The organism is Marinobacter sp. DUT-3 (genome assembly GCF_050379435.1).
Taxonomy (GTDB): domain Bacteria; phylum Pseudomonadota; class Gammaproteobacteria; order Pseudomonadales; family Oleiphilaceae; genus Marinobacter.
In genome coordinates this window covers 146,441-169,754 of the sequence record NZ_JBNRMG010000004.1, presented here as the reverse complement: position 1 = coordinate 169,754, position 23,314 = coordinate 146,441, and the positions used below count along the sequence as shown (strand labels likewise).

20 protein-coding genes are annotated in these 23,314 nt (G+C 60.0%); 13 read left to right on the top strand and 7 right to left on the bottom strand.

All coding sequences use genetic code 11. From position 1 onward, the window contains the following. Window positions 1–39: 39 nt before the first annotated feature. The 3 genes from ACQUWM_RS09110 to ACQUWM_RS09100 all read left to right on the top strand — a co-directional run bounded on the left by ACQUWM_RS09110 (window position 40) and on the right by ACQUWM_RS09100 (window position 1,484). On the top strand, window positions 40–741 hold the full coding sequence (locus ACQUWM_RS09110) for a lysophospholipid acyltransferase family protein (RefSeq protein WP_428921907.1): 702 nt from the start codon (window positions 40–42) through the stop codon (window positions 739–741). A 96-nt stretch (window positions 742–837) separates the two neighbouring features. After that, window positions 838–1,080, top strand: a complete 243-nt coding sequence (locus ACQUWM_RS09105; protein ID WP_213477575.1) for a GlsB/YeaQ/YmgE family stress response membrane protein — start codon at window positions 838–840, stop codon at window positions 1,078–1,080. A gap of 2 nt (window positions 1,081–1,082) precedes the next feature. Further along, the gene (locus ACQUWM_RS09100; RefSeq protein WP_428921906.1) at window positions 1,083–1,484 is read left to right on the top strand and encodes an MAPEG family protein; all 402 of its coding nucleotides are present in this window, start codon (window positions 1,083–1,085) and stop codon (window positions 1,482–1,484) included. Window positions 1,485–1,544: 60 nt separating this feature from the next. On the opposite strand, the gene ACQUWM_RS09095 is transcribed toward ACQUWM_RS09100, so the two are convergent. Further along, window positions 1,545–1,988: an OmpA family protein gene (locus tag ACQUWM_RS09095; protein WP_428921905.1), complete on the bottom strand. Its 444-nt coding sequence runs from the start codon at window positions 1,986–1,988 to the stop codon at window positions 1,545–1,547. 297 nt (window positions 1,989–2,285) lie between these two features. Between ACQUWM_RS09095 and ACQUWM_RS09090 the strand changes: the two genes are divergently transcribed. Further along, window positions 2,286–3,734: a rhomboid family intramembrane serine protease gene (locus ACQUWM_RS09090; protein WP_428921904.1), complete on the top strand. Its 1,449-nt coding sequence runs from the start codon at window positions 2,286–2,288 to the stop codon at window positions 3,732–3,734. Between the two features lie 145 nt (window positions 3,735–3,879). On the opposite strand, the gene ACQUWM_RS09085 is transcribed toward ACQUWM_RS09090, so the two are convergent. Continuing rightward, window positions 3,880–5,334 (bottom strand): hypothetical protein, encoded by a 1,455-nt coding sequence (locus ACQUWM_RS09085; RefSeq protein WP_428921903.1) that lies wholly within the window; start codon window positions 5,332–5,334, stop codon window positions 3,880–3,882. Window positions 5,335–5,634: 300 nt separating this feature from the next. On the opposite strand from ACQUWM_RS09085, the gene acnA reads away from it, so the two are divergent. The 4 genes from acnA (at window position 5,635) to ACQUWM_RS09065 (ending at window position 10,186) form a co-directional block, all read left to right on the top strand. Further along, window positions 5,635–8,391, top strand: coding sequence for an aconitate hydratase AcnA (acnA, locus tag ACQUWM_RS09080; RefSeq protein WP_428921902.1), 2,757 nt, complete (start codon window positions 5,635–5,637; stop codon window positions 8,389–8,391). Window positions 8,392–8,532: 141 nt separating this feature from the next. Further along, window positions 8,533–8,859, top strand: coding sequence for a DUF2288 domain-containing protein (locus ACQUWM_RS09075; protein WP_428921901.1), 327 nt, complete (start codon window positions 8,533–8,535; stop codon window positions 8,857–8,859). A gap of 18 nt (window positions 8,860–8,877) precedes the next feature. After that, the gene (locus ACQUWM_RS09070; RefSeq protein ID WP_428921900.1) at window positions 8,878–9,249 is read left to right on the top strand and encodes a hypothetical protein; all 372 of its coding nucleotides are present in this window, start codon (window positions 8,878–8,880) and stop codon (window positions 9,247–9,249) included. A 31-nt stretch (window positions 9,250–9,280) separates the two neighbouring features. Next, window positions 9,281–10,186, top strand: a complete 906-nt coding sequence (locus ACQUWM_RS09065) for a lysine exporter LysO family protein (RefSeq protein WP_428921899.1) — start codon at window positions 9,281–9,283, stop codon at window positions 10,184–10,186. Between the two features lie 22 nt (window positions 10,187–10,208). On the opposite strand, the gene ACQUWM_RS09060 is transcribed toward ACQUWM_RS09065, so the two are convergent. After that, window positions 10,209–11,018: a TatD family hydrolase gene (locus ACQUWM_RS09060; protein WP_428921898.1), complete on the bottom strand. Its 810-nt coding sequence runs from the start codon at window positions 11,016–11,018 to the stop codon at window positions 10,209–10,211. 161 nt (window positions 11,019–11,179) lie between these two features. On the opposite strand from ACQUWM_RS09060, the gene ACQUWM_RS09055 reads away from it, so the two are divergent. Next, a complete protein-coding gene (locus ACQUWM_RS09055; protein ID WP_407002946.1) occupies window positions 11,180–12,451 on the top strand; it encodes a D-amino acid dehydrogenase in 1,272 nt (423 codons plus the stop codon). Further along, window positions 12,448–13,731: a methyltransferase gene (locus tag ACQUWM_RS09050; RefSeq protein ID WP_428921897.1), complete on the top strand. Its 1,284-nt coding sequence runs from the start codon at window positions 12,448–12,450 to the stop codon at window positions 13,729–13,731. The genes ACQUWM_RS09055 and ACQUWM_RS09050 overlap by 4 nt, the downstream gene beginning before the upstream one ends. On the opposite strand, the gene ACQUWM_RS09045 is transcribed toward ACQUWM_RS09050, so the two are convergent. The 3 genes from ACQUWM_RS09045 to ACQUWM_RS09035 all read right to left on the bottom strand — a co-directional run bounded on the left by ACQUWM_RS09045 (window position 13,688) and on the right by ACQUWM_RS09035 (window position 17,857). Next, window positions 13,688–14,167, bottom strand: coding sequence for a DUF4124 domain-containing protein (locus ACQUWM_RS09045; RefSeq protein WP_428921896.1), 480 nt, complete (start codon window positions 14,165–14,167; stop codon window positions 13,688–13,690). The genes ACQUWM_RS09050 and ACQUWM_RS09045 overlap by 44 nt on opposite strands. Window positions 14,168–14,237: 70 nt before the next feature. Next, complete coding sequence (locus ACQUWM_RS09040) at window positions 14,238–15,431, bottom strand: OmpA family protein (RefSeq protein WP_407002943.1); 1,194 nt, start codon at window positions 15,429–15,431, stop codon at window positions 14,238–14,240. A 152-nt stretch (window positions 15,432–15,583) separates the two neighbouring features. Then, complete coding sequence (locus tag ACQUWM_RS09035; protein WP_428921895.1) at window positions 15,584–17,857, bottom strand: ATP-dependent helicase; 2,274 nt, start codon at window positions 17,855–17,857, stop codon at window positions 15,584–15,586. Window positions 17,858–17,973: 116 nt separating this feature from the next. Here ACQUWM_RS09035 and ACQUWM_RS09030 point away from each other — a divergent pair, with 116 nt between their 5' ends. The 3 genes from ACQUWM_RS09030 (at window position 17,974) to ACQUWM_RS09020 (ending at window position 21,569) form a co-directional block, all read left to right on the top strand. Continuing rightward, window positions 17,974–18,834 (top strand): patatin-like phospholipase family protein, encoded by an 861-nt coding sequence (locus ACQUWM_RS09030; RefSeq protein WP_407002941.1) that lies wholly within the window; start codon window positions 17,974–17,976, stop codon window positions 18,832–18,834. Beyond that, window positions 18,825–20,984 carry a tRNA(Met) cytidine acetyltransferase TmcA gene (locus ACQUWM_RS09025; RefSeq protein WP_428921894.1) on the top strand — a complete coding sequence of 720 codons (2,160 nt, stop codon included), beginning with the start codon at window positions 18,825–18,827 and terminating at the stop codon, window positions 20,982–20,984. The genes ACQUWM_RS09030 and ACQUWM_RS09025 overlap by 10 nt, the downstream gene beginning before the upstream one ends. A gap of 69 nt (window positions 20,985–21,053) precedes the next feature. Beyond that, the gene (locus tag ACQUWM_RS09020) at window positions 21,054–21,569 is read left to right on the top strand and encodes an ankyrin repeat domain-containing protein (protein ID WP_407002939.1); all 516 of its coding nucleotides are present in this window, start codon (window positions 21,054–21,056) and stop codon (window positions 21,567–21,569) included. A gap of 26 nt (window positions 21,570–21,595) precedes the next feature. On the opposite strand, the gene ACQUWM_RS09015 is transcribed toward ACQUWM_RS09020, so the two are convergent. Further along, window positions 21,596–23,287, bottom strand: coding sequence for a SulP family inorganic anion transporter (locus tag ACQUWM_RS09015; RefSeq protein ID WP_428921893.1), 1,692 nt, complete (start codon window positions 23,285–23,287; stop codon window positions 21,596–21,598). Window positions 23,288–23,314 lie beyond the last annotated feature (27 nt).

The following is a 23,314-nucleotide window of genomic DNA, read 5'->3' as shown; positions in this document are numbered from 1 at the left end:
ACACTTGTGCGCAAAATTACGTAAGCGGGTTATTGTTCCATGGGTGTCCTGAGAAAAATCCTGGCCTGGTTGAGTGTGCCGGTTATCTGTTTTTTCGCGCTGTTGCTTTATATCGCACGACCATTCAATCCGGATAATAACCGGTTGCTGGGCTGGGCCGTTGCCCGGGTAGGGCGGTTTATTCTGGGCATGGAGCGACCGCTGAGCGGGCAGGAGAATATGCCCCGGGATCGGCCGACGGTCGTCATCGCCAACCATCAGCACAACGACGACCTGTTCGTGATGGGGGATCTGTTACCGCCCCGCACCGTGACGGTTGGCAAATCGTCCCTGGTCTGGATTCCTTTTTTCGGTCAGGTCTTCTGGCTTGGCGGGAATGTGGTGCTCAATCGCGCCCGTTCCCACAAAGCCATCGCGGTGATGCAGGCGACCAGCGACGCCATCGTACAGGAACACAAGAGCCTGTGGATCTTCCCGGAAGGCACCCGCAGCCGCGGGCGCGGGCTGCAAAAACTCAAGAAAGGCGCCTTCCACGCCGCCGTGGCGTCCGGTGCCCCGATCACCATGGTGTGTGCCAGTCAGTATGAGGATGGCACCCTTGGCTGGTCCGGTCGCCGCGAGCCGGTGTCGATCCGGATTCTTCCTCCCGTTGAAACCTCAGGTCTGACCAGCGAAGACATTCCCGAGCTGATGGCGCGTTGTCACCGCGAGATGGAAGCAGCCATCGCGTCGATGGCCTGACCGCGGCCTGGAGCGGAAGTGCTTGAAGCAGAACAGAAAACAGGGCAGTCTTTCGGAGTCTGAACAATTCGTCCGAAAGGCGGGGAGAAGCGTGTTATGAATCTGATTCTGTTTCTGATTATTGGTGGTGTTGCCGGCTGGCTTGCCGGCCTGATCATGAAGGGCCGCGGCTTTGGCGTTCTGGCCAATATCGGTATTGGTATCGTTGGCTCTTTTCTCGGCGGCTTTGTCTTTCGCCTGCTGGGCCTCGCAGCCCAGGGCGCGGTGGGAGAGCTGGTGACCGCCACGGTCGGTGCGGTTCTGCTTCTGGCCATCGTCAGCGCCATCAAGAAGGCCTGAGCATGATTGTACCTGTTACTGCGGTATTCGCAGCGGTTACCGGCCTGCTGTTGCTGGTGTTGTCCACCTACGTGGTGCGTTTCCGCCTACAGTATAGAAAAGGTATGGGCGTCACCGATGACCGGGATTTTGAAGCGGCTGTGCGCGCCCATGGCAACCTGGTGGAATATGCGCCGCTGGGTCTGCTCATGCTGGCGCTCGCCGAGCTCAATGGCGTGCCCGGGTACCTGGTCTACTGGGCCGGCATGGCGCTTGTTGTCGGGCGTATTCTGCACGCCTGGGGCATGATCAATGGTCGTGGGGGCACCCACAAAGCCAGGATGGCGGGCATCGCCCTGACCTGGCTGGCCATTCTGATGACGGCAGTGCTGTTATTGTGGAATGTGTATCGGGTCTATGGCTGAGGAAAGACTCAGGGTGAATATCACGTCCTGAGCCTCCCGGCTTTCACTTGTGTTAAGTCCTCAGAGCGCCCTGGCCATTTCCTGGGTCAGATACTCCAGTTCCAGGCGGCGGTTCGCCGCCCGATCTTCCGGTCGCGCGAGGGGGCGTGTACTGCCCCAGCCGCTGACCACAATCTGGGATTCCCTTACACCTTCCTGAACAAGTTGGCGGGCGACCGCGGTGGCCCTGAGTCGGGACAGGAAGCAGTTGTAATCCTCCGCTCCGAAATTGTCTGCGTGACCGTGGATATGAATACGCACGCCAGGCTGCTGGCGCAGATAAGCGGCATGTTGGCGCAGAATCTCCACATCCTGGTTGTCCAGGGTGTGCTTGTTGAAACCATAGTGGAAGCGCATCCGGTGAGGTTTGCGCGGGCTGCTTTCCGTGGCGGCAGACATCATCAGGCCCGCCTCTACAGCGGCTCTTGCCAGCATTTCCGGGTTGTCCAGTATGAGTACGGTCATGTCAGTGTCCTTGTTTCCGGTGTCCGGTTTTTTCTTGTTGTTCCCGGCTACTATTGGCGTAGCCGGGAACAACGGCAATTGGCGAATGGTCGATAACGGGTGTTTCACGCCTTACCGGTTGCCTGGGAGCTGTTCAGCGGCTCCCCTGATTGAATGGCATTTGTGTGAACCTGATGTGACAGCCATCCAATAACGGGGTTGTGAATTACCCTGACTTCCATTTGAACGCGAAAAACTGGCCTTGCTGTGGTAAAAAGCAGACTTTCAGGGACAGATTATGATGAATTGTGACCGCCTATGCTGATTATTCCTGCCGAGAACGCCGTTAACTGGCGCCGACCGCCCTGGGTAACCCTGGGGTTGATCCTTGCCTGCCTGCTTGTCTTCCTGTTCTATCAGGGTGGTGACAACCGATTGCTGGAAGGAGCCATTGACGAATATCTGGCCTCCGACCTGATCGAGCTTGAAGCGCCGGTCTACGAGGACTACCTGCAACGGGAGATCCGCTTTGAGGGTGAGTCTGAACGGATTCTGGAGTTGCAGGATTTTCAGCAGTTGCAGGAATCCGGTGAAGACGTCTGGGTAGCCGTCAGCCTGCTGGTCAACCCCGAGTTCTATCAGTACATGCGGGAAAACCGGGAGCTGCTGTGGGCGCCTGCTGAGAGGCAGCAGTGGCTTGAGCAACGCGAGGCCATCCAGACCCGCTATATCGATCGTCTCAGCTCCAATCAACTGGGTCTGGTGCCCTCGGAACTGTCGCTGTATACCCTGATCACCTATCAGTTCCTCCACGGTGGCTGGGGCCATATCATCGGTAACCTCGTGTTCCTTTTCCTGCTGGGATTCACCGTGGAAAAGGCGCTCGGGCCGGGGCGTTACCTGCTGGCGTACCTGTTGTGTGGCGCCCTGTCGGGCCTGGTGTTCACCGCCTTTTCCCTCGGCAGTCCGGTGCCCCTGGTCGGCGCCTCCGGTTCCATTTCGGGGTTGATGGGGATGTATGTGGCCATCTACGGCTTGCAGAAAATCCGCTTTTTCTACTTTATTGGCGTCTATTTCAATTATTTTCGGGCCCCGGCGCTGGCGATTTTGCCGGTCTGGATCGGTAAGGAAATCTATGACTACTGGTTCGCCGGCGCGACCGGGATAGCCTACATGGCCCACGCTGGAGGTCTGATTGGCGGGGCGGCCCTGGTGTGGCTGCTGGGGCGAAGCGTGCTGCAGGTTCGCGAGGCGTTTTTCGAACCGGAAGAGGAAGAACAGGACGAGCGCTTTACCACGGCCTACGCCCAGGCCATGGGTAGCCTGGGCCGTATGGAGTTCGAGGTGGCCCGCCGTCAGTTTGAAGCCTTGTGGGAGCGCTATCCCGACCGACCTATTCTGCTGGAGCACCTGTATCAGCTGGCAAAACTGCGACCAGACTTACCGGAGTACCGGGATCGAACCCGCGAACTGATGAACGAAACCATCAGCCGCCGCCAGCCGGAGCGGCTGGTGGAAATCTGGCAGGAGTACCTGAGTAAAGGCGAAGGGTATTCACCATTGGCCGCGGAGGACCACAACCGTGTGCTGTTCACCAGCCTGCGCCATGATGACCTGAAGGCGGCGGAAAAGGCATTCGAGCGTCTACGGAGTACCGGTGATGAGTTGCTGACCGGCGAGGCTTGCCGGTTACTGGTGGAGGAATTCGAGAAACGCCAGATGGGGCCAAAAGCCCGGCACTACAGGCAGTTGTTGCCGGCCAGCTGAGGGTGTACGGAAAGAGCAGGGTGGGGCTCTCCAAAACACGCTGTGAATACATCCCTGTACGCTCCGCTCCGCCATCCATGGCTCCGCAGGGTTTTGGAGAGCCCCACCCTGCTCTTTCCTATATCGGCCTTGTGAACGGGCCTGTTTACTCCTCAACCACAAACGAAGCCCTCGGGCCCTTCAGTGGCTCCCGTTTTTCTGCCTGTTCGAGATAAGTCGCGACTTGGTCGTGCAGCGGGTGATTCACGCAGCGCTTCTGGACGTAGTTGAGAAACGCGGTGGCTTTTTCCCATTGGTTCAGGCCGTTGGCCAGGGCTTGGGCCACCAGGATATAGGCGGGCGCCATTTCGTCGCTCTTGGGGAAGCGTTTGTGGAAATCTTGCATAAGTTTCAGAACGGCCTTGAAGTGGCCGCGCTGGTATAGCGCCCGTCCGCACCGCACGGAGAGTTCCGGGTCATCCAGGCGGAAGCCGGGTTCCGCTCTTTCCAGGGTTTCCAGCAACCGGGCGATGTCGTCTCCGTCATTGCGGGCGGCGAGCCATCCCAGCAGTCGCGGATGATAACGATACAGCTCGGCGCTGTCGTTGCGGGCGTCCAGTAGCTGGTAGAACTGGCCCAGGCGCTGGCTGTTATGGGGATCCTTCTTCAGGGCTTCCTTCAACATGGCGTGAACCCGGTCGTAATTACCGTCCTTGAGGTTCATGTCAATGTCGGCATCCAGGCGGACGCTCCGGTCCTTCTTATGGGAAGGTGTTTCAGCTTCTGTTTCCTGAAAGTCGCTGGCGAACCCCAGTTCTTCCTGATATTGGAACAGCAGGTAGCCAAGCATGTGGAACAGGATCAGGGTAAAGGTGCTGTTCAGGAAGCCGGCCAACGGCTGGGAAAACCAGAAGGGAAAGTGGTTGACCGCAAAGTCCTGGGCGGCGCCGGAGGCCAGGGTCAGCAGTATCAGGTAGCCGTAGAGCAGGAAGTAGGGGGTGCCGATACGGGAAATCAGCACCGCCAGGTTCATCGGATTCACCGCCGCGCCTACGGAATGCTCCATGGCCAGCACCATGATGCTGGCAGGTAGAGCGAGGACGACAAACGCCAGTACCAGCATCATCAGTAGCGGCCCGCCAACCATGGCGGCCGCGCCCACCAGCCCCCCCATCAGGGCGAAAACCAGCAACTGCAGTATGACTATGTCGAAACCGCCGCCGGTAAAGGCGACCGCCAGTGGTGGGGGCTTCATGTGGCCTTCGGCGGTGTGGTTGATGACAGCATAGGTATATTTCAGCAGCGCCACGGCCAGCAGCAGGGTGATGATGATCCCCACGATGTTGGGTGTGGTCAGCAATGGCACCAGGGTGCAGATGGCGATGACCAGCAAGGGGTCGGTGTGGAACGGGTAACGGAAAAACGCACCGAGCCGGTTCCAGAATGGCACCGCTTCGGTTGATGCACCGAGGTAGCGCATGACGCGGCTACAATGTGGGCAAAGGGCGTGACGTTTGCGGCTATCGGCGTCGGGCATGCAGCGGCTGCAGTAATGAATCTGACACTCACCGCAGTGCCACTTGGCGGGGTCGCCCGGGTGGTAATGACAATCGTGTTTCACAATCAACCTGGTTCTGGTCCATCAGAGAATCGGGGCTTAATAATGACAGAAGCCTGGCCTTCGTCACAATGGAACGGGTCGACAATTGTATGTTGGCGGCCCCGGAGTATTCACCGGAGTGATCCCGAACATTCATGCAACAGAGGTTGAAGTCTCGCCAATCGCTGCAATAGTTATAGGTGACTACTCATGCGGGCGCCTTTACCCCAATCTATTCCAGACCAGTTGGAGTACATTGGGGTAAGGGCGCTTGTATAGCCTTCCGGAATGCTCGGATAACGACGAAAAAGGAGGCATCTCATGTCGACTGACAGTCCTGGTAAAGACAGCCTGAATACCTTTTCCAGCCTCAAGGCTGGCGGTAAAACCTTCCATTATTACAGCCTGCCCAAGGCAGCGGAGACGCTAGGGGATCTCAACCGTTTACCTTTCTCCCTGAAAGTATTGCTGGAGAACCTGCTGCGCAACGAAGACGACACCACGGTGGATCGCAGTCACATCGACGCCATGGTGCAGTGGATGAAAGACCGCAAATCCGACACCGAGATCCAGTTCCGTCCCGCACGGGTGCTGATGCAGGACTTTACCGGCGTTCCGGGGGTGGTGGATCTGGCCGCCATGCGTGAGGCGGTGAAAGTGGCGGGTAAGGACCCGGCGATGATCAATCCACTGTCGCCGGTGGATCTGGTTATCGACCACTCGGTGATGGTGGACAACTTTGGTGATGCGTCGTCATTTAAAGACAACGTCACCATTGAGATGGAACGTAATCAGGAGCGGTACGAGTTTCTGCGCTGGGGCCAGCAGGCCTTCGACAATTTCCGCGTGGTACCCCCGGGTACCGGCATCTGCCACCAGGTGAACCTGGAGTACCTGGGCAAGACCGTGTGGCAGAAAGAACAGAATGGTAAGCACATTGCCTATCCGGACACCCTGGTGGGTACCGACTCCCACACCACCATGATCAACGGCCTGGGGATTCTTGGCTGGGGTGTCGGGGGTATTGAAGCCGAAGCCGCGATGCTGGGGCAGCCGGTGTCCATGCTGATTCCGGAAGTGGTGGGCTTCAAGGTCACCGGTAAGTTACGGGAAGGCATCACCGCTACTGACCTGGTGCTGACGGTCACCGAAATGCTGCGCAAGAAGGGCGTCGTCGGCAAGTTCGTCGAGTTCTACGGCGATGGCCTGAAGGACATGCCCGTGGCGGATCGGGCCACGATTGCAAATATGGCGCCGGAGTACGGTGCCACCTGTGGTTTCTTCCCCGTGGACGAGCAGACCATCAAGTACATGCGTCTGACCGGCCGGGAGGAAGAGCAGCTCGAACTGGTGGAAGCCTACGCCAAGGCGCAGGGGCTTTGGCGCGAGCCGGGCCATGAGCCGGTTTATACGGATAAGCTGGAACTGGACATGGGCGAAGTCGAGGCCAGCCTTGCGGGTCCCAAACGGCCCCAGGACCGGGTTGCTCTCAAGAACATGAAGGCGTCTTTCGAGTTGTTGATGGATACCGGGGAGGGGACCGGGAGCCGCGAAGCCAACCTCGAATCCGAAGGCGGGCAGACTGCAGTCGGTGTCGAAGACAGCTACGAACACCACGCCAGTCAGCCGCTGGAGATGAACGGCGAGAAAAGCCGGCTGGACCCGGGGGCCGTGGTCATTGCTGCCATTACCTCCTGCACCAACACCTCCAACCCCAGCGTGATGATGGCCGCCGGCCTGATGGCCCAGAAAGCGGTGGCCAAGGGGCTGCAAACCAAGCCCTGGGTGAAGACCTCCCTGGCACCGGGTTCCAAGGTGGTGACCGATTACCTGAGAGTGGGCGGTTTCCAGGACGATCTGGACAAACTGGGCTTCAACCTGGTGGGTTATGGCTGCACGACCTGTATCGGCAACTCCGGCCCGCTGCCGGAGGCGGTTGAGAAAGCGATTAACGAGGGCGACCTGACGGTGGCCTCGGTGCTTTCAGGTAACCGTAACTTTGAAGGTCGGGTGCATCCGCTGGTGAAAACCAACTGGCTGGCTTCACCGCCTCTTGTGGTGGCCTATGCGCTCGCGGGTAATGTCCGTCTGGACCTGTTCAATGATCCCCTGGGTACCGACAAGGATGGCAACCCGGTGTACCTGAAAGACCTGTGGCCCAGCCAGCAGGAAATCGCCGAAGCGGTTGAGAAGGTGAAAACCGACATGTTCCGCAAGGAATACGCGGAGGTCTTTGACGGTGACGACACCTGGAAAGCCATCAAGTTTCCGGAGAGCAAGGTGTATGAGTGGTCCGACACGTCCACCTACATCCAGCACCCGCCGTTCTTTGAGGGCATGGGCCCGGAGCCGGACCCCATTGAGGACATAAAGGAGGCCAATATCCTGGCCTTGCTGGGAGATTCGGTGACTACCGACCATATCTCCCCGGCCGGTTCTTTCAAGCCGGATACACCGGCTGGCAAGTACCTGCAGGAGCACGGGGTTGAGCCCCATGATTTCAACTCCTACGGCTCCCGTCGGGGTAACCATCAGGTCATGATGCGCGGCACCTTTGCCAACGTCCGCATCAGGAATGAGATGCTCGACGACGTGGAAGGCGGGTACACCAAATTTGTTCCGACCGGCGAACAAATGGCCATCTACGATGCCGCCATGAAGTACCAGGAGCAGGGCACACCGCTGGTGGTCATCGCCGGCAAGGAATACGGCACCGGCTCCAGCCGTGACTGGGCGGCCAAAGGCACCCGCCTGCTGGGTGTGAAAGCCGTGGTGGCGGAATCCTATGAACGGATTCACCGTTCCAACCTGATTGGTATGGGCGTCATGCCGCTGCAGTTCCCGGAAGGTGTGGATCGCAAGAGCCTGAAGCTGACGGGTGAGGAAACCATCAGTATTGAGGGCCTGTCCGGTGACATCAATCCGGGTCAGAGCCTGAAAATGACGGTGAAATACAAAGATGGTTCAACCGAAAGCTGTGACCTGAAATCCCGGATCGATACGGCGAACGAAGCGGTGTACTTCAAACACGGCGGTATCCTGCACTATGTGGTGCGGGAGATGCTGAAGTCGGCCTGACAGGCGAGCGGCCACCACTGTCTTTGCGGCGTGGTGGCCGTTGTTTTCCTTTCATTTCCCCGCCGGGAGCAGATGCCTCCAATCAGGATTTCAGGTAAGCTGGAAACAACACAGAAAGTCTGAAGTTGCCGAGGCCTCGCCATGTCATCTACCCCGTCCCGGGACGAACTGCTTGCCAAACTGAACCTGGAAACCTCCCTGATAAACTGGCATGACCTGCAAACCTACTATGCCCGTGGTCATGTAGTCCGTGTCGCGTCCGACCTTGATTTGCTGGATGTTGCTGCAGAGCTTGCCGCCGACAACAAGGAACGTTTTGAACAATGGATGAACGAAGAGCGGATCGGCGATGTGCCGCCGGACATGGCCCGGGCCTGGTATGACCGCAACGCCGAGTTATGGGCGGTGGTTGTCGCACCTTGGGTACTGGTGCAGGATCAGGACCAGTCCAGCCATGCGCTCCACTGACTGGAGCGGGTGGACACAGTGAAGCTTCACTACTTTCATGGTCGCGGGCCCCTGCGGGCGTTGGTGATGGTTCGCGATGGGCGACGGGTAGAGCTGTTTATAAAGCCTGTGGGTGAGGATATATGGGCACTGGTTGCCCTGAGTGGCGCCCAGTCCGGCCAACCGGAAAAACACCGCTGCCAGGGACCCTATCGCAGTATCGGCCAGGCCGAAGCTGTATTACGGGCGGTGGCCGGGGCGTTGCTGGAAAGCGATTATCAACCGCGACCGGAGGATCATGTGGTCTGGTCGGTTCCGGCCCAGCGCCTGGCCCGCACCATTCGCACAGACAGGGCGGCCAGTGACGGCAGCTGCCTGTTTGATCCCGACCAGTACGAACCCATCGGCTGAATCTCTCCATTTCTTCTGTTTCGAGGACGTCATGCTAACCGGCGCATTGCTGATTCTTGCCCCGTTGTTTCTGGGCTTTGCCCTGGCCCTGGATAACCGCCGGTTAATGACCGCGATTCACTACACCGTGGAAGGTCTGGTGTATTTCATCCTCGCGTTGCTGGGGCTTGGCCTGGGGCAAATGGAGGGGCTTGCCCTGCAACTGGGTAACATGGCGGTCCAGGTGGCTGCTCTGGTGGTCGTGCTGTTGCTGGCGAATATGGCGGGGCTGTGGCTCTTCCATCGCTGGCAACCGATGGAAGTGGAGACAGACGATGCGCCCCGACCGGGCTATCAGCGCCTGTTCCTGGCTGGCCTCAAGCCCCTGGCTGCCGTTGCTGTGGGTGTGCTGGCGGGATACTTTGTTTTGCCCGACCTGCCGATGGCCGAAGATCTGGCGACCTGGTCACTGATGTTGCTGCTGTTTTTGATCGGGCTGCAGTTGCGCAATGCCGGGTTGTCGCTGCGCAAGTTACTGATGAACAGGCAGGGGCTGGGCATCGCCCTTGCCATGGCGGGCAGCTCTTTGTTGGCCGGGTTGGCGCTGGCGCCCTGGATGGATCTGGCCTGGCATGAGTCCCTGGCGCTGGCTTCCGGCTTTGGCTGGTATTCGCTGTCGGGCATTGTGGTGGGCGATGCCCTGGGCCCGGCCTGGGGCGGGGTGGCTTTCCTCAACGATGTGATCCGCGAAATCATCGCCCTGGCCATCATTCCACTGCTGATTGTCAGGCGACCGGCCATGGCGATTGGCTACGGTGGCGCCACCGCCATGGATTTCACCCTTCCGGTCATACGCAGCAGCGGCGGGCTGACCTGCGTGCCGGTGGCCATCGCCTCCGGCTTCGTGCTGTCCTTCCTGTCTCCGGTACTGATGGGAGTGTTCCTCTCCCTGGGCTGATATAGGGAGGGGCGCACGGTCATCAATGCCCGGGGAAGAACGTCCTCAGGCTGTTTTGATAGGTGTGGGCCAGTACCTCCGAAAGCGGCAAATCCTTCACTTCGGCGATTTTCTCCGCCACAAACGGGATATAAAACGGTGCGTTCTCCCGTCCGCGATAGGGCACCGGTGTCAGGAACGGCGCGTCGGTTTCCAGCAGGATCTGCTCAATGGGCGCCATACGTACGATGTCCCGCACATTTTCCGCCTTGTTGAAGGTGGTAATACCGTTGAATCCCAGGCACCAGCCCTGATCCAGCGCGTACTGGGCAAGCCCCGGCCCCGAGGTGAAGCTGTGAATGACGCCGCGACGAGTCAGGGTGTCCTCGAATTCGCCCAGGATGGCAATGGTGTCTTCGTCCGCTTCCCGGCTATGGATGACCACCGGCCTGTCCGTATCACAGGCGATCTGGAGCTGACGGCGGAACACCTGCCGCTGAACCTCCCGGTCGGCGTTGTCATAGAAGTAATCCAGTCCGATTTCGCCGACCGCAACGATCTTCTCGTCCCCGGCGTGGGCCCGGATTTCGGCTTCCGCCGCATCGGAGTAGCTTTCTGCATCATGTGGGTGAATGCCCTGTGTGCCATAGACCCAGGGGGCAACCTGACTGAGCTCTCGGACCCGGGCAAGGTTGTCCGGTGACACTGCAATGGTGATCACCTTCTCAATGTTGACCCGCTGCGCCTGCTCCAGGGTTTCCTCCAGGGGGCGGTCCTTGAGGTAATCCAGGTGGCAGTGGGTCTCAATGATCGGATGATCAAATACGGGAATCTCGCGACGTTTCTTACTCATTGCCAGCTACTACACTCCATCGCAACCAGGCATTTGGCTGCTATTCTGAAAGTTTGGTCAGGCAAGTTTAACAGCTTGTACGATTGTTGACCTGTATAGCATTGATAGGAAACTGCAGGGCGCCCTGGAACAGGGCTCCAAGTTAACGAAACGGAGAGCGCATGCATATTGTCGTCGTTGGTGGCGGTGTGGTGGGTATGACCACGGCTTATGAGCTGAATCGCAGGGGCCACCAGGTCACGGTGCTGGAGCGCCACGGAGTAGCGGGAAACGAAACCAGCAAGGGCAATGCAGCCCAGCGCTCCTACGGCGTGGTCTACCCCTGGGCCGATCCGGCCATGGTGTTCAAGGCGCTGCCCTGGCTGTTCAAGCAGGATGGCCCCCTGAAATTGCGGGTGCCGCCCTCTGTGGAAACACTCAAGTTCATGTTTGCGACCCTGCGTTATGCCTGGTCCCCGGGTCTGTTCGGCCTGAACCGTCGTGCGATGTTACGGCTGGGCATGCACAGCCGGGAGCGATTTCTGACCCTTGAAAAAGAGCTGGATCTGGCGTTCGATGGCGCCCACCAGGGCTTGCTCCATCTGGCCAGTACGCCGGAAGCACTGGAAGGCTACCGCGCCACGCACGAACTGCTGAATGAGTTGGGCATCCCCTCCCGTCTGCTGACACCGGAGGAAGTCCGGGAAGTCGAGCCGGGCATGGTGGGCGACGGTCCACTATACGGCGCACTGCGCTACGACACCGATGGCACCGGCGACTGCCACCTGTTCTCCCGGGAACTGGCGAAAGCCTGTGAGGAAAACGGCGTGACGATCCGCTACAACATTGAGGCGGAAGAGTTGATTGCCGGCGATAACAAAGTCAGGGCCGTCACCCTGCGAAGAGCCGGCGGCTTGCTGGAGACCCTCGAAGCTGATGCATTCGTGATCAGTGCCGGCTGCTGGTCAAACCACCTGGTGAAACCCTTGGGGCTCGACCTGCCGATATACCCGGTCAAGGGGTATAGCCTGACCGTACCTTTGAAAGATCCGGCCCGCGCTCCGGTCTCTACCATCCATGATGATAACTTCAAGGTTGTCTCCACCCGCCTTGGCAATCGCCTGCGAGCCACCGGATTCGTGGAACTGGCCGACTTCAACCGCGACATCCCCGAGGCAAGGCTGGCGACGATTCGCAAATCCGTGGAATCCAGATTCCCGGACTGCGCCGATCTCGACGCCGCCGAGAGCTGGACCGGTTTCCGCCCCATGACTCCGGACGGCCCAGCTATCATCGGCCGGGGTCCCAGAGAGAACCTGTACCTCAACACCGGCCACGGCACCTTCGGCTGGACGCTGTCGGCTGGCAGCGCGGATGTGATTGCTCAGGTGATCGACGGAAAGGAGCCAGCGGTTTGTCTGGATGCTTTCAGGCCCGGACGATTCAGGGAATGATTCGACAAGCCAGTGCCTTGGCGGCAAATTTACACGACCCGGCAGAAAGTGTTTACAGCCGGTGGCAGCGACTCAACCAGTGGTTGTCAGCGCACCAGATACTGTGGCGACCGACACCGTATACGGATCCCCGACCGGCCTGGACGGTACAACACCGTGATCTTGCCTGTGACATCGAAGGACTCAGTGACAGTGCCTGTGAAGCCTTCGACGACTCCCCCGAACAGCTGGCGGAGCGGCTGGCGAGGTTTTTGCCATCCCTCGGTGAAAGACAATCGCTGGTGGCACTGCCCGCCATGGCGGATCAGCAGGCAACCGTTGCGGCGAGCACGCTGCCGGAAACCCGCGCCACCGATATGCCGGGTCGCAAGCGCCTGCAGGCCGGCGCATTCGCTGCCGCAGTCTCACCGCTGACAGAGTCCGTCGTGGACTGGTGTTGCGGCAAGGGGCATCTGGCCCGCACACTTGCGGCGCAGTGTCCCACACCGGTTACAGGGTGGGAGTGGGATGATGCACTGGTGGCCGATGGTAATCGCCTGGCCCGCCACTTCAATGACGACGTTACCCTGCACCGGCAGGATGTCATGGCCCCGGATCTCACCCTGTCTGAGGGGGCTCACGGCGTGGCGCTTCACGCCTGTGGGGACCTGCATCGCAGGCTGATTCGCAAGGTTTGCGAGGGCGGCGCGGCCCGAGTGAGTTTCTCGCCTTGTTGCTATCACCTGACCGCCACTGCGGACTACCGGCCGCTGGCGGAGCGGGTCAACGGCTGCAAGGATACGTTGGCGCTGAGCCGCAGTGAATTGAGGCTGGCGGTTAGGGAAACGGTCACGGCGCCGGCCCGGGTAAGGGCGGAAAGATCGCGTATCAGAAGCTGGCGCCTGGGCTTTGATGGCTTGCAGCGCGCCCTGCGCGGGATCGATGATTACCTGCCTGTGCCTTCCCATCCGGCGTGGCTGGCGGGTGAGGATTTCGAGGCATTCTGTCGCTGGGCTGCGGAAAAGAAAGGGCTGGTATTGCCGGCAGGGATCGACTTTCACTATTGGCTGACCTTCGGCGAGCAGCGATTCTCTCAGGTTCGTCGCCATGAACTGGTGCGCCACCTGTTCCGCCGGCCACTGGAACTCTGGATGGTGCTGGATTACGCGCTGTTTCTGGAAGAGCAGGGATACCAGGTCAGGCTGGGTACCTTTTGTGACCGTGCGCTGACGCCCCGCAATATTCTGGTCGATGCCGTCAGGGCTTGCGGTAGTCCACCCGTTCCACACAGCCGTCCTTGAAGTACACGTAAGTCAACTCGTACAGCGCCCCGTAGTATTTGGTGTGGTACACCCAGGTTTCCTGGGGTGTCGGATAGGTTTCGGGCGGGCGTCCAAAGGCCCTCAGGACATGGTCTTTAGTCATGCCTTTCACCACCTGATTGCGGGTCAGATAGGTGCGCAGATCGGTCGAGTTGATGAAACGGCAGGTGCCTTCACTCTCCTGGCGGGCTGACTGTCTCTCCTCCTCGTCGGTTTCCGTTGGGGCCGATGCTTCTGGCAGGTTATCGCCAAAACTGCCGCCAATGCGATTGTCCCGAATGGTGACGGTTTCGGAGTTCTCTCCGCAGGGCTGATCCGAGAAGCTGGTGCCGGTGTCGGTCTTGCAGCGGTAAACCTGCGCCGGGGCAGCGATCGGCAAGGCCATCAACACCAGCAGTGACATCAGACGGATCATCACATTCCCCCGACACAGACAGAAAAGGCGCCCGAAGGCGCCTTCACGTAGAGGATAGCTTACTGGTTAATCAGCGGCTAACCTGGATACGGGCCTCAACCCGACGGTTCTGGGCGCGGCCTGCCGGCGTATCGTTGCTGGCAATCGGCTCTGCCTCACCGTACCCGGTGGCACTGACGCGGTCTTCATCCACACCCAGTGACTGGGTCAGACGATCGGCAACCGCCTCAGCACGACGCTGGGACAGGTCGCGGTTGTAGGCTGCATCACCAGTGCTGTCGGAGTGACCGGCAATTTCCACGGACGTTTCCGGATGCTCGGCCATGAAATCGGCGACCTTGCGGATTTCCGAATCGTAGGTGTTGTCGATCACCGAGCTGTTGTTGGGGAACTGAACGCGAAGCTCAATGGTTTCCACGGTTTCAGTCACGCCTTCGCAACCGGTTGAATCAACCTCGGCGCCGGCTGTGGTGCCCGGGCACTGGTCTTTACTGTCAACCACGCCATCGTTGTCGCTGTCCAGTTCGCAGCCCTTGCTGTTGACGCTGGCACCGGCCGGAGTATTCGGGCATTCGTCGCGGCTGTCCGCAACACCGTCGTTGTCACCGTCCAGTTCGCATCCGGCGCTGTCCACAGAGGCCCCTGCAGGGGTACCCGGGCACTGGTCGCGATTATCCGCTACGCCATCGTTATCGGCATCAGCAGGCTTCGGCTCCGACGTGGTGCGGTGAAAGGCCAGGCTCAGGCCCAGGGATACCTGGGTATCGAATGTACTTTCATCGATGCCGTGGAATTCGCGCAGGTCGCCGCGAATGGATACCAGATCGCTGACGTTATAACGAACGCCTGCACCCACGTTGACGCGGGTCTCGTCGTGGTCGGAACCGGCGGTTTGCACTGCGAGCACGTCATCACCGAAATCGGCGTGGCCGGCACCCAGAGAAACATATGGGTTCCAGGCTTCGTCCTGACCGGCAAAGTAGTAGGTGCCGTCGAGACGGATTTCGTCGAAGTCGGAAGAGCCGGGGCGGTATTTACGATCGGCATCGGCACGGGAGTAAACCGCTTCGACCGCCCAGTTCGGAAGGAACCGGTACTCTACACCGACACCAAAGGTGCCGGTCTCACTCAGGTCGCGCTTGTCATCAAACAGCTGGTAAGCGGCGAACGGGTTGAGATAGAGAGATTGCTGATCGTCGGCCAGAGCCGGAGTTGCAAGGGATGCAGCCAGAGTGGCCACGGCAAGTGGGCGCATGATGTTCATGCAGAACCTCCTGTTCAGTTATCGTTAACAGCGACTTGTGAGAGTTGCTTCAAGTTTCCTGACGTTGAATTTACGTGACAGGTTTCAAAAAAACAAAAAAAGTTACACGACCGTCATTGTACGCATGGCCTGCCACAAACGGATCTGGCTGATCAGGCCACGACAGTGAAGTACAGATGCGCGCTTTTTTTGCTGAAGTTCAGGGTTTCGCCGGAATCGAAGCGTACTTCAAACGCGCTGTCGTCTTCCGAGATAACCGCCCCCTCACCGAATATGGCGTGGCTCAGCCGCTCCCGGGCCCACAGTGGTGCACCACTGGCTTTGGGATCCTGCTGCGTCCCTTCGAGTGTCACCGCTTCGCGGTCCGCATAACGATTGGCAACCGGCGTCAGCGGTGAGCTCGCCCGGAAGGCATCGGTGTTGTCGTCAGACCTCTGGTCAAGCCAGGCGCCAAACGCCGCGGACAACGGGAAGCACAGTTCGTTGATGAACCGGCTGGGGCCCAGGTCGCCATCCAGGTGAGGTTGGGTGCTGGCCGGACGGGTGATCAGGTGCAGCTGTTCCCGTGTCCGGGTCATGGCTACGTACAGCAGTCTGCGTTCGCTCTCCATAAAGGCGCGGGGATCATCTTCGGCCCGGGGACTGTAGGGCAGGTATTTTTCCTGGAGTCCGGGGAGGATGACGATGGGCCACTCCAACCCCTTGGTGCGATGGATGGTGGATAGCAGTACCCCGTGGCTGGTGGTCTCGCTGGCCTGTTTTTTCAGGGCCTTGAGGTGTTGCAGGGCGCCGCTGGCATCCACGTCGAGACCTTTCAGGTAGTCGCGGAAGCCGTGGATGGTATCGATACGCTCATCCGCAGCTTCGTGGGTCAGTGCCAGGCTGCGGATGCCCTCGTACAGATCCGTGTGTTCGGCGTAGACCGCAATTGCATTGGACACCGGTCCTCGGTAGCCCTGCAGACGGGCCAGCACCTCGCCCAGTTTACGCAGTTTTTTTGCCGCCATGGGTGCCAGTGCATCGAAGTCCAGCGCCAGCAGCCGTTCGTGCCAGCCGGTGCCGAAACCGGACAGGAAGCTGGCGAGCTGCTCCAGTTCCGGCTCCTTCAGGCCAACATGGGGAAAGCGCAGGAGTTGCCGTGCCACGGTCAGGCGATCCTCCGGCGGCAGTTTTTCCAGCTTTCCGGCAATAACCGTCAGCAGTGCGCCGACCGCCTGAATTTCACGGCTGAACAGGGCGCCCTTGCCAGCGTCGATACGGTAAGGGATCTGTCGGGCCAACAGTTTCAGCTCAATGGGTACGCTCTGGCTCCAGACCCGGAACAGAATGGCGGTGTCTGCCCGTTGCTCGGCAGCCTGCTGCTGGAGGATCTCCAACACGGTGTCGATGTCACTGCCGGACTCGTGCAGGGCGATACCGGTGTCCGGCGTGGAGGGGTGGGAGTGGCAGAGCACGTCCTTGCGACCGGTATTGTGGCAGATCAGGTGGTTGGCCAGCAGGGCCACCTGATGACCGTAACGGAAGCTGTAGCTCAGGGTCTGTTCCAGCGGGCTTTCGAATTCGTCGCTGAAGCGTTTGAGGATGAACTCCGGTTTGGCGCCGCGAAATTCGTAGATGGTCTGGTCCGGGTCCCCGACCACGGTGACGCGGGCCCGTTCGCCGGCGACGTAACGCAGCAGCAGGTGTTGGATTTCGTTGGTGTCCTGGTATTCGTCCACCAGGATCAGGTCCATCTTGTTGCCCACCAGGCGTTGCAACGGCGGGTTCTGGTGAATGGCCATCACCGGTTCATACAGCATGTCAGCGTAACTGATGCGACTCTGGCCTTTGCGCCACTGCTCAAAGCTGTGGAACAGGTCGATCAGGTAGCGATGCTTGTCGGAATACCCCAGCTCCTCAAAGACCACATCCACCGGTGACAGGGTGGTTTTCACCAGATCGATGAAACTGGTGGCGGTTTCCACAAAGTCTTTCTTGTTGCGACGGATGTCATCGGCCAGGTCTTCCGGTGCCAGTCGCCGGGTCAGTTGCCAGGCCTGATAGCTGATTTCCTGCTCACTCAGGATCTTGTCGGAGAACCCCGGCAGATAGCCCTCCCGCACGAACCGCTTGTACAGTCGCAGGCCCATGGCGTGGTAGGTGCGGATTTCCGGCGTCGCCAGGCCCTGATGCCTGGTGACTTCCTGCAGCTTGTGCTCGAAATCCGCCCGCGCGCTGCGGTTGAACATCAGCACCAGCATGCGGTCGGGATCGTGGCCCTGTTCCAGCAGGTAGCGAATGCGCCAGGCCAGGGTGGAGGTCTTGCCGCTGCCGGCCACGGCGGTAATCACCGAATGCTCATAGCCTGCAGTGATGATGGCGCGCTGCTCGTCGGTGAGGAAGTCCGGCAAGCGGGTAGTTTCGGGTATGTCGGGTCGGGTTGGCATGGTGCGTATTGTACCGGCCTTTTCCTGTTCTGATAGCGTAAAGGCGGACGTTATCACGGTCATTTCTGATAAAATGCATCGCTATGATGACATCCGACCGACCTGCCACACATGCCATGAGTGAAACCGAAACATCGCCGGCTCTGGTGGTCGAAGGTGGCGCCATGCGGGGTATCTTCGCTGCCGGTGTCCTTGACGCCTTCCTCGAGCATGAATTTCAGCCCTTTGCACGGGCATATGGCGTTTCTGCGGGCTCCACCAACCTGATCAGCTACCTGTCGGGTGATCACGGCCGCAGCCGGAAAGTTATTACGGGCCATGCCTGCCAGCGCGAATTCATTGACTGGGCGCGGTTTATCCGCGGTGGGCATTTGTGCGACGTACACTGGCTGTGGCACCAGTCCTTTTCAGACGTGCCGCTGAACCTTCGGAAATATCTGGAGGGGGACACCGAGCTGTGGGTGACGACGACCTCGATCCGCACGGGCGAAGCCTGTTATTTCCGGATTGATGAACACAACCTGCACGATGTGTTCACCGCCTCCTGCTCGATACCCATTGCTTTTCGTGATTACCCAACCGTCAATGGCGAACCCATGACCGATGGCGGTCTGGCGGATTCCATTCCGGTCATCAAGGCCTACGAGGATGGTGCCAGGGACATTACCGTGGTGCTGTCCCGGCCCCTTGGCTACCGCAAGAAACCGTCCAGGTTCCCGTCTGTTTCCCAGCGGATTTTCCGTGATTATCCGGCACTGGCGGAAGCCTCACTCCATCGTGCGGAGCGATACAACGCCACCCTGACCTTCATTCTCAACCCGCCCGAAGATTGTCGTATTAGGGTGATTGCACCCCCTGAAGACTTCCCCGTGGGCCGACTGACCCGAAAGCAGGCGTACCTGGATACCGGTTACCGGCAGGGGCATGAGGCGGGCCTGAGTTATCTGGAGTCCGCTAAGCAGAGGTTGTGTCATTGATTCAGACATCAGAACCCGTGGATGGAGCTGCCTGGCTGCGTCTTCGCAAGCAGTTGATGGCGGCCGGCCACCGTCGCCTGGTATTGATTGAGGGCGACCGTCAGGCCGCCGTGGCCTGGTTGCGGGCCCTGTTTGACCGGTGGCCGGAAGGTGACGCTCTGGCTGGCGTCTGGAGCGGCCCTGCCGACGAGTCCCCCTGTAGCGAGTTGTGTGCTATCCGCCCGGTTGAAGGCCGGCAATGGCTCGGGGGGGAGCTGGATTTAGTGGTGTGGGATGGCTGGCACGGCAATCCGCCGGACAGTCTCGCCGCGCTGGCGGGCACCCTGAAAGCGGGTGGCTTGCTGTTCTGGTTGATGCCGCCCCTGGCTCAATGGGCCGGTTTTGACGATCCGGATTATCGCCGTACCGGACTGGATGGCGCGGATGATCACCCCTTTGCAGCCCGGATGTCCGAACTTCTGGCGAGCTCACCCGATGTCATCCGCGTAGATCCGCAGCAGGGTGGAGTAGTTGATTTACCGGCGGTGCCGGTGCCGCAAACCCCGTTTGAAATCATGGAATCCGGGGATCAACGACGCCTCGTTGATAATCTGGTGCAGACCGGGCAGGGGCGCCGGCGGCGCCCGCTGGTGATTACCGCGGATCGGGGGCGGGGCAAGTCTGCCGCGCTGGGCATGGCGGCCATCAAGTTATTGGAACAGGGGCGGCGTCAGGTGATGGTGACGGCGCCAACGGAGGAATCCGTGGCAACCCTGTTCCGCCATGCCCGCCTGGCTGCGGGTGATTCCGGTTATACGGACACCCCGGAAGGGGATGTTGTTCTCGCCAATGGTGGCCGGCTCAGTTACCTGACACCGGATCAATTGCTGGACGGGAAGCCAGACGCGGAATTGGTGATGGTCGACGAAGCCGCCGCCATTCCCGCCAACCGCCTGGCGCGGATACTGCTGGGCTGGCCTCGTGTGGTGTTTGCGTCGACCGTTCACGGCTATGAAGGGGCAGGCCGGGGCTTTGCCATCCGCTTCCGCAAGGTGCTCGACACACAAACGCCCCAGTGGCGGAAGACCACCCTCAAAACCCCGATACGCTGGTCCGGTTCCGACCCCCTGGAACCGTTGATTGCCAGACTTTTCCTGCTGGACGCGGATGCCCCGGCCGAGGTGCCGGAGTCCGGGGAGGTCAGCATTGAGCGCTGGTCACCGGCCCACGCCAGCGAGCAGGATCTGGCGGAAGCCTTTGGCCTGCTGATCAATGCCCACTATCGGACCACACCCGCTGATTTGCGCCAGTGGGTGGATGATCCGGACGCTATCAGTTGGCGACTGACGATCAACGGCCAGCTGGCGGGAGTGCTTTGGGCCGCCCGTGAGGGTGGCTTGTCTCCGGAACTGGCCGGACAGGTGATGCGCGGCAGCCGTCGTCTGCGGGGGCACCTGTTGCCGCAGTCCCTGGCCAATCACAGTGGCTTTGCGGAAGCGGCGTCCCGCTCCTGGTTGCGTGTGGTGCGGATCGCGGTGAGCGAACAGTGCCGGTTCCGTGGCCTTGGCAAGCAACTGGTGGCCAGGGCCGCCGAGTATGCCGAGGCTGCCGGTTACGATGGTCTGGGCACCAGTTTCGGGGGCAGTGAGGCATTGATCCGTTTCTGGCAACGAGCCGGACTGACCCTTGTCCGCGCCGGCATGAAGCGCGAAGCCAGCAGCGGCGAGTATCCGGTCCAGATGCTGGTTGGCACCTCGGATGGCGCCCGGGCGCTGGTATCAAAGCTCAACGACCGGCTGTCGGAACACTGGCCGACGCTGGTTCCCCTGAACTGGCGGGATATGGAGCCAGGGGTGTTGCGGCTGATGACGGCCGAGCTGGCGACCAGCGTCGCATTGAGTGAGGACGATGTTCGGGACCTCCATAGCTTTGCCGACGGCTATCGTGGCTTTGAACTGACGGTTCCGGTTTTGCGGAAAGTCAGTCTGACGCAGGGCTTTTCCAGCATTCTGGCCGTGAGTGACGATGCGGATCTGTGGTGTCGTCGGGTGACTCAGGGCTGGTCCTGGCCCGAACTCCAGCACGCCGGTTTGTGTCGTGGACAGAAGGACGGTGAGACCCGGTTACGCCAATTGACGGGCAAACTCCTGCAACAGTCACGGAACTTGTGACCGGCTCGATTTAATTGCCCGCCAGAGCTGCCCAGAATACGGACCATAATAACCAACAGAGACCCTATCATGGCCAAGGAAGCTGGCGCCGTTCATCCCGTATTCATTCTATCCCTTGTTTTCAGCCTGTTTGCTGCCGGCTGTGCCTCCGATCCCGAGACGGGCATCAGCCCGGAGGTCAGGGCAGCGATGGCAACGGATGACGGCGGTGAGACGCCGTTGATGGTCGCTGCACAGAACGGCAACCGTCGGCTGGTTGAGTTATTCCTGTCCGCCGGAGCCAAAGTGAATGCCACGGATGCGGACGGCTCCACGGCGGTGATCCGGGCTGCCAGAAATGGCCATCTGTCGGTGGTGAGGGTGCTGCTGGCGGCCGGCGCCAATGTCAACGTCAGCCAGGGCGGCCGCTCCTTGCTGATGCACGTGGTCGACAGTGGCGACATGCTCACGGCGGAAATGTTGCTGGCGGCAGGGGCTGACGTGAACTACCGGTCCGGGGATGGCATGACTGCCCTGGATGTGGCCCGGGAAAATGGCAACCGTGACCTGGAGATGCTGTTGATCCAGGCGGGTGCAACGTTATAGATCGGCCTTACTCGGGTTCACCGGGCTCAGGTCAGTGAGTCAATGGCCTTCTCATCAGTGGCATAGATATGTTCTTCCCTGATCAGTTGTGAGAGCCCTGACCGTGAAAGCGCTTCCCGGACGGCAAGTTTGGGGCCGGACAGGCAAAGCGTGATGCCTCTTGAGTCAAGGAAAGACCAGATATCCCGTAGCGTGTCGAGCCCCGTGGAATCCACCTGGTTCAGTGACGATGCCGAGATCAGCAGCACTCGAATGTCCGGATCGGCGTCTACTTTTTTGCGGATGTAGCGCTCGAGCATCGGGGCGGTCAGATAGGTCAGTGATGCGTCCATGCGCACGCCCAGCACCCCCTCGGCAATGGGCGGAAGCTCGTAGAGTTTTCGGTCGCGAAAACCGCCGCTCTCATGGACACCCAATTCAATAATGCGGGGCATGGCGTGGTGGTGGAGGAATGCCAGCAGGGAGGCGCCCATTCCCGCCAGGATTCCCCAATACAGATTGGGTACGGTCGCCAGGGTCACGATCAGTGTGACCAGCGCAACAAAGCCGTCCTTGGGGTTGTCCCGGCAGAGTCGGGTCAGTGACCGGATATCGATCAGTTGGGTGACCGGCACGATAATGATGGCGGCCAGGACCGCCGTGGGCAGGTGATACAACAGCTCCGTCAGTCCGAACAGGGAAATCAGCACGATCAGCGATGCCAGGAGGGTTGCCCTGGCGGTTTTGGCGCCGCTGTAGGCGTTCAGTGCGGTGCGTGAAAAGGAGCCGCTGACCGGAAAGGCGCCGCTGAAGCCACTGGCTATTTTTGCCAGGCCCTGGCCGATGAGCTCCTGATTGCGGTTCCAGGATTCGCCTGTTATCCGGGACATGGTACGGCAACTCGACATCGCCTCGGTAAAGCTGATCAGGGCGATAATGGCAGCTGGCAGCAACAGAGCCAGATGCTGATCCAGTGAAAGGGTGAAAGGCAGTGTCAGCGCCGGCAGGCCACTGTCGATGGAGCCGACGATGGCGCCACCCAGTCCGTCAAACCCTGCCAGCAGGCTCGCTGCGACCCCAATCAGGCACACGATCATCACACCGGGCAGCCGTGAAGAAAACCGTTTGAGTGCAACCAGGGCCAGCACAGTACCCACGCCGAAACCGGCGGTCACCGCCAGGCGCACAGGTTCATCCCGCCACGCTTGGGTGATGTGTGACAACCAGTGGCCATCAGCGCCGGAGGCAAAGCCCAATAGCGCCGGCAACTGGGAAATAATAATGATAACCGCGGCGGCATTGACGAAACCCTGGACGACCGCGTTTGATACCAGATTGGCGAGAATGCCCATCCGGAAGGCGCCCATGAAAAACTGCATCAGACCGGAATAGACGGCGAGCCATATCGCCATGGCGATCCACTCTGGCGAGCCTGCGGCGGCCAATGGTTGCAGGGCGGCGAAGGTCAGCAGGCTTGTCAGTGCAACCGGCCCTACCGCGAGCAGAGAGGACGATCCGAACAGCGCTCCGACAATGCCGGGCAGCAAGGCAGCGTAGAGGCCGGTGACCGGAGGCATGCCGGCGAGCTGGGCATAGGCCAGTGCCTGGGGCACCAATACCAGGCCAACGGTTATGCCCGCAATGGCATCTGCTCTTATCTGGCCTTTGGTGGGCGCGGGCCATGCCAGGAACGGGAAGAGTCTGAGCAACAGGCCGCCAAGAGGCGTCTTTGGATTCATTACGTCTCCATTCAGAGAATGACCGCA